This window comes from Streptomyces sp. NPDC048383 (assembly GCF_040651775.1).
GTDB lineage: Bacteria > Actinomycetota > Actinomycetes > Streptomycetales > Streptomycetaceae > Streptomyces.
In genome coordinates, this window is sequence record NZ_JBEZKS010000120.1 from 1 (window position 1) to 7,520 (window position 7,520).

General features: G+C 74.7%; 1 protein-coding gene. It reads left to right on the top strand.

The features are described from left to right. Positions 1–7,520, top strand: a 7,520-nt coding sequence (locus tag AB0D46_RS38035; protein WP_362884623.1) for an SDR family NAD(P)-dependent oxidoreductase, incomplete at both ends; no start/stop codon positions are given.

Sequence of the window (7,520 nt, forward strand, 5' to 3'; positions counted from 1 at the left end):
GGTGAGATGGGTTCGGCGGAGTTCTGGGTACGGCACGTCCGCGAGGCGGTCCGCTTCCTCGACGGTGTCCGCACGCTGGAAGCCGCCGGCGTGACGACGTACGTCGAACTCGGCCCGGACGGGATCCTGTCGGCCCTCGCCCAGGAATGCGTCACGCGGGACTCCGCCTTCGCCCCCGCCCTGCGCTCCGGACGGGACGAGGCCCGGACGCTGCTCTCGGCACTCGCCACCGCCTGGGTACGCGGCAACACCGTCGACCGGACCGCGTACTACGTCCCGCTCGGGACCCGCCGCGTGGACCTGCCGACGTACGCCTTCCAGCGCACCGTGCACTGGCTCGACGCCGGTCGCGCGGACGGCGACGTCGGGGCGGCCGGACTCGGCACCACCGACCACCCGCTGCTCGGCGCCGAGGTCCAACTGCCCGACTCCGACGGCCACCTCTTCACCGGCCGGCTGTCGCTGGCCACCCACCCGTGGCTCGGGGACCACCGCGTCATGGGCGCGGCCCTGCTGCCCGGCACGGCCTTCGTCGAGCTGGCACTCCGGGCCGGCGACCACGTCGGCTGCGACCTGGTCGACGAACTCACCCTCGAAGCCCCGCTGGTGCTGCCCGAGCAGGGCGGCGTACAACTGCGGCTCGCCGTCGGCGCCGCCGACCCGACGGGCCGGCGCCGCAGTATCGCCCTCCACTCCCGCCCGGAGGGCGCGGACACGGACACGCCGTGGACGCGGCACGCCGTCGGCGTGCTCGCCGCCGGCGCCGAACCCGCCCCGCAGGGTCTCACCGAGTGGCCGCCGCCCGGTGCGCGAGCCGTCCCGGTGGAGGGACTGTACGAGGGCCTCGCGGACTCCGGCTTCGGCTACGGCCCCGTGTTCCAGGGCCTGCGGGCCGCCTGGCAGCACGAGGGCACGTACTGGGCCGAGGTCGCCCTGCCCGACGGCGCGGCCGACGAGGCCGCACGCTTCGGCCTGCACCCGGCCCTTCTCGACGCCGCCCTGCACGCGCTCGGACTGCGCGCCGCCGACGGCACCGAGGGCCGGCTGCCGTTCTCCTGGACCGGCGTCAGCCTGTACGCGGTCGGCGCCTCCGAGCTGCGCGTACGCCTGACCACCGGCCGGAGCGGCGACGTGGCCCTCACCCTGGCCGACGCCGCCGGAGCCCCGGTCGCCTCGGTCACCGGCCTGGCCCTGCGGGCCGTCAGCCGTGACCAGCTCGCCGCCGGACCGGACCTCACCCGCGACACCCTCTTCCGCGTCGAGTGGACGCGGTCGCCGGCGGGCGGAACCCCCTTCGACGACTGGTCGATGCGGGGCGAGGGCGACGGGACCGAGGCCGCCTCGGTGGTGTCGCTCCTGGAGCCGACCGGCGAGGACCTCGCCGCCGCGGTGCACGCCGGGACCGGCCGGGTCCTGGAGATCCTCCAGGAGTGGGCCGCCGCCGACCGACCCGCCGGGTCCCGGCTGGTGTTCCTGACCCGGGGCGCGGTGGAAGCCCTACCGGGCGAGGGCGTGCCGGACCTGGCGCACGCCGCGGTACGGGGACTCGTACGGTCGGCGCAGTCCGAGAACCCGGGCCGCATCGTGCTCGTCGACGTGGACGTCGATGCCGACGCCGATGTGCACCGGGCCCTCTCCGCCGCCCTCGCCTCCGGCGAGTCCGAGGTCGCGGTGCGCGACGGCGCCGTCCTGGTGCCGAGGCTGGCGCGTGCCTCGGCGGCCGAGGACGCGTCCCCCGAGTGGGACACCGACGGTACCGTCCTGGTGACGGGTGCGAGCGGCTCGTTGGGCGGGCTGTTCGCCCGTCACCTGGTGTCCGAGCACGGCGTACGGAACCTGCTGCTGGTCAGCCGTCGCGGTGAGGCCGCCGAGGGCGCCGCCGTGCTGTCGGCGGAGCTGGCCGGCCTGGGCGCCGAGGTCTCCTGGGCCGCGTGCGACGTCGCCGACCGGGCCGCGCTGGCCGCCGTACTGGCGGCCATCCCGGCGGAGCACCCGCTGACCGGCGTCGTGCACACGGCCGGCGTGCTGGACGACGGGGTCATCGGCTCCCTGACCGCCGAGCGGCTGTCGGCGGTACTCCGCCCGAAGGTCGACGCGGCGTGGAACCTCCACGAACTGACCCGCGACCTCGACCTGTCCGCGTTCGTGCTGTTCTCCTCCGCCGCCGGTGTGTTCGGTGGCGCGGGCCAAGGCAACTACGCGGCGGCCAACACCTTCCTGGACGCCCTCGCCGCCGAACGCCGGGCCCGGGGCCTGGCCGCCGGGTCCCTCGCCTGGGGGCTGTGGACGGGTGTCGGCGGCATGGGCGGTGACCTGCCCGCCGGCGATCGCGACCGCATCAACCGCGGTGGCATCGGCGCCCTCACGCCGGACACCGGCCTCGCCCTCTTCGACGCGGCCCGCCGCACCACCGAACCGCTGCTCGTGCCGCTCCCGCTCGACCTGGCCGCCCTGCGCGCCCAGGCCCGTAGCGGCATGGTCCCCGACCTGCTGCGCGGCCTGGTCCGCGTACCGGCACGCCGGGCGGCCGGACAGGCCGGCACGGCCGACGGGTCCGCGCTCATCACCCGACTGTCCGCGCTCGCGCCGACCGAACGGGAGCAGGCGCTGCTGGACCTCGTCCGGACCGAGGTGGCCGCCGTACTCGGGCACGCCTCCACCGAGGAGGTGTCGGCCGACCGGGCCTTCAAGGAACTCGGCTTCGACTCGCTGACCTCCGTCGAACTGCGCAACCGCCTCGGCGCCGCCACCGGCCAGCGGCTCCCCGCCACCCTCGTCTTCGACTACCCGACGCCCCACGTGCTCGCGGCGTACCTGCGGACCGAGGTCCTCGGCCTGACCGGGGACGCGGACGGTGCGACGACCGCCGCCGGCGCCCTGCCGGTCACCCTCGGAGCCTCCTTCCAGGACGACCCGATCGCGATCGTCGGCATGAGCTGCCGCTACCCCGGAGGCGTCGAAACCCCCGAGGACCTGTGGCGCCTGGTGGCCGGCGGCATCGACGCCATCTCCGAGTTCCCCCAGGGCCGCGGCTGGGACCTGGAGTCGCTCTACGACCCGGATCCGGACGGCAAGGGCACCAGCTACACCCGCTCCGGCGGCTTCCTGCACGACGCGGGCCGCTTCGACCCGGCGTTCTTCGGGATCTCGCCGCGCGAGGCCGTGGCGATGGACCCGCAGCAGCGGCTGCTGCTGGAGACCTCGTGGGAGGCGTTCGAGCGGGCCGGCATCGACCCGGCGTCGATGCGCGGCAGCCGCACCGGCGTCTTCGCGGGCATCATGTACCACGACTACGCCACCCGCATCACCTCCGTGCCCGACGGCGTCGAGGGCTACCTCGGCACCGGCAACTCCGGCAGCATCGCCTCGGGCCGCGTCTCGTACGCGTTCGGCCTGGAGGGCCCGGCGGTCACCGTCGACACCGCGTGCTCCTCGTCCCTCGTCGCCCTGCACTGGGCGATCCAGGCGCTGCGCAACGGCGAATGCACGATGGCGCTGGCCGGCGGTGTCACCGTCATGTCGACACCGGGCACCTTCACCGAGTTCAGCCGCCAGCGCGGGCTGGCCGCCGACGGCCGCATCAAGTCCTTCGCCGCCGCCGCCGACGGCACCAGCTGGGCCGAGGGCGCGGGCATGCTGCTCGTCGAGCGCCTGTCCGACGCCCGCCGCAACGGTCACCCCGTGCTCGCGGTGGTCCGTGGCTCGGCGATCAACCAGGACGGCGCCTCCAACGGCCTCACCGCCCCCAACGGGCCGTCCCAGCAGCGCGTCATCCGCCAGGCCCTCGCCTCCGGCGGGCTGACCAGCGACCAGATCGACGTGGTCGAGGCCCACGGCACGGGCACCACCCTCGGCGACCCGATCGAGGCACAGGCCCTGCTGGCGACCTACGGGCGCGAGCGAGCCGCCGACGAGCCCCTCCTGCTCGGTTCGATCAAGTCGAACATGGGCCACACGCAGGCCGCGGCCGGTGTCGCCGGCGTCATCAAGATGATCATGGCGATGCGGCACGGGATCCTGCCCCGCACCCTGCACGTCGACGAGCCGACCCCGCACGTCGACTGGGAGGACGGCGCCGTCAGCCTGCTGACGGAGTCCATGCCGTGGCCGGAGACCGGCCGCCCGCGCCGCGCCGGCGTCTCCTCGTTCGGCATCAGCGGCACCAACGCCCACACGATCATCGAGCAGGCCCCGGACGAGACCGACGCGCACGCGCCGACCGCCCCCGAGGCCGGCACCGCACCCGTACTCCCGTACGTCCTGTCCGCGAAGTCCGCGGACGCGCTGCGGGGCCAGGCGGCCCGCCTGCGGGCCCGTCTGACGGAGGTGCCCGAGGTCGCGGCCCCGGACCTGGCCTACTCGCTGGCCACCCGACGCGCCGCCTTCGACCACCGTGCGGTGGTCGTCGCGGGGGACCGGGACGCACTGCTCCGCGGCCTGACCGCACTGGAGAACGGCGACCCGACCGACGGCGCCGTGACCCGAGGCACCCTGGGCGCGACCGGCGCCGGCAAGCTGGCCTTCCTCTTCACCGGCCAGGGCAGCCAGCGCCTCGGCACGGGACGCGAACTGTACGCAACACACCCGGTGTTCGCCTCCGCGCTCGACGCGGTGTGCGAACGCATGGGCGGCGAACCGTCGCTGAAGGAACTGTTGTTCGGTGCGGACGCGGAACTCCTCGACCGGACGGAACACACCCAGCCTGCGCTGTTCGCGGTGGAGGTGGCGCTGTTCCGACTGCTCGAATCGTGGGGCGTGCGGCCGGACTTCGTTTCCGGTCACTCCATCGGTGAGATCGCTGCCGCGCACGTGGCGGGTGTCCTGTCGCTGGACGACGCGTGCACGCTGGTCGCGGCGCGCGGCCGGTTGATGCAGGCGCTGCCGGCCGGTGGCGTGATGATCGCCCTGCGGGCCTCGGAGGACGAGGTCCTGCCGTTGCTGACGGACCGGGTGAGCGTCGCCGCCGTCAACGGCCCGCAGTCGGTCGTGATCGCGGGTGACGAGGACGCGGCGACGGCGGTCGTGGAGGCCTTCACCGGCCGCAAGTCCAAGCGGCTCACGGTGAGTCACGCGTTCCATTCGCCGCACATGGACGGCATGCTCGCCGACTTCCGCAAGGTGGCGGACGGGCTGGCGTACGCGACGCCGCGCGTCCCGATCGTCTCGAACCTGACCGGCGCCCTGATCGCCGGGGACGAGATGGGCAGCGCGGACTTCTGGGTCCGGCACGTCCGCGAGGGTGTCCGGTTCCTCGACGGCGTCCGCGCGCTGGAAGCCGCCGGTGTGACCACGTACCTCGAACTGGGCCCCGACGGAACCCTGTCCGCCCTCGCCCAGGACTGCCTCACCCAGGACGACGCGGCCCGGTTCGCGCCCACCCTGCGCGCCGGCCGCCCCGAATCCGAGACCCTGAACACCGCCCTCGCCCTCGCCCACATCCACGGCGCCCACGTGGACTGGGACGGCTGGTTCGCCCCGACCGGCGCCCGCCAGGTCGAGCTGCCCACCTACGCCTTCCAACGCGACTGGTACTGGCTCGACTCGGCCCCCACCGGCCCCTACGCCCCGGCCGATGCCGCCGGCTTCGGACTCGGCACGACGGACCACCCGCTGCTCGGCGCGGCCGTCGAACTCCCCGACTCGGACGGCTTCCTCTTCACCGGCCGCCTCGCGGCCACCACCCACCCGTGGCTCGCCGACCACACCGTCCTCGGCTCGGTCCTGCTGCCCGGCACCGCCTTCGTGGAAATCGCGGTCCGAGCGGGCGACCAGGTCGGCTGCGACGTCCTGGAAGAGCTGACCCTGGAAGCCCCGCTCGTCCTACCCGAGCGCGCCGGCATCCAACTCCGCCTCTCCCTCTCCGGAGCCGACGCATCCGGCCGACGGGCCCTGTCCCTGTACTCCCGGGACGAGGAAAGCCCCACCGACGAGCCGTGGACGCGGCACGCCACCGGCGTCCTCACCACCGCTGCCGACGCCCCCAACCCGCCGGCCGACCTCACGGCCTGGCCCCCCGCCGGAGCCGAACCGATCGACCTCGACGGGCTCTACGAAGGCCTCGCCGCCGCCGGCTTCGACTACGGCCCCGCCTTCCAGGGCCTGCGCACCGCCTGGCTGCACGACGACGCCGTGTACGCCGAGGTGAGCCTCGACGAGGAGACCGCGGCGACGGCCGACTGGTTCGGCCTCCACCCCGCGCTCCTGGACGCCACCCTGCACGCGGCCGGACTCGGCTCCCTCGTCGAGAACACCGGGCAGGGCCGACTGCCCTTCGCCTGGAGCGGCGTACGGCTCCACGCGGCCGGCGCCGCCGCCGTCCGGGTCCGCCTGGCCCCGGCCGGCAACGACGCCGTATCGCTGGAGCTCGCCGACCCGGCGGGCGCACCGGTCGCCTCCGTCGCGTCGCTCGCCCTGCGGGCCGTGTCGCCCGAGCAGATCGGCGCGGCACGCGGCGGACGCCACGAGTCGCTGTTCCGGGTCGAGTGGACGCCGCTCGCCCTCACCCCGGCCCCCGCGGCCGAGCAGCGCCCCTGGGCCCTGCTCGCGGACGGCCACCCCGGGCTCGACGCGGTGGGCGTCCGCTACGAGACCCACGACGGCCTCGGCACCCTCACGGCCCCGACGCTGGTCTGCGTCCCGCTGTCATCCCCGTCGACCGACACGCAGGACGTGTCGCATGCGGTGCACACGGAGACGGGCCGGGTGCTGGAACTGCTCAAGGAATGGCTGGCCGACGACCGCTTCGCGGACGCACGCCTGCTGTTCCTGACGCGGGGCGCGGTGGCCGCCGTACCGGGCGAGGACCTCCCGGACCTCGTACACGCCCCGGCGTGGGGCCTGGTCCGCTCGGCGCAGTCGGAGAACCCCGGCCGGATCGTCCTGGCCGACACGGACGGCACGGACGCGTCCTACCGGGCCCTGGCCGCCGTACTGGCCTCGGGGGAGTCCGAGGTCGCGGTGCGCGGGGGCGCGGTCCTGGTGCCGAGGCTGGCGCGGGCGTCGGCCGCCGTGGACGCGTCCCCCGAGTGGGAAGCCGACGGTACCGTCCTGGTGACGGGTGCGAGTGGCTCGTTGGGCGGGTTGTTCGCCCGTCACCTGGTGTCCGAGCACGGTGTGCGTCGTCTGTTGCTGGTGAGCCGTCGTGGTGAGGCGGCCGCAGGCGCTTCGGAGTTGTCGGCGGAGCTGGCCGGTCTGGGTGCCGAGGTGTCCTGGGCGGCCTGCGACGTCGCCGATCGGACTGCGTTGGCGGCCGTGCTGGCGGCCATTCCGGTGGAGCACCCGTTGACCGGTGTGGTGCATACGGCCGGTGTGCTGGACGACGGTGTCATCGGCTCCCTCAGTGCCGAGCGGTTGTCGGCGGTACTGCGTCCGAAGGTGGATGCCGCGTGGAACCTGCACGAGCTGACCCGTGACCTGGGCCTGTCGGCGTTCGTGCTGTTCTCCTCCGCCGCCGGTGTGTTCGGTGGTGCGGGTCAGGCCAACTACGCGGCGGGCAACGTGTTCCTGGACGCCCTCGCCGC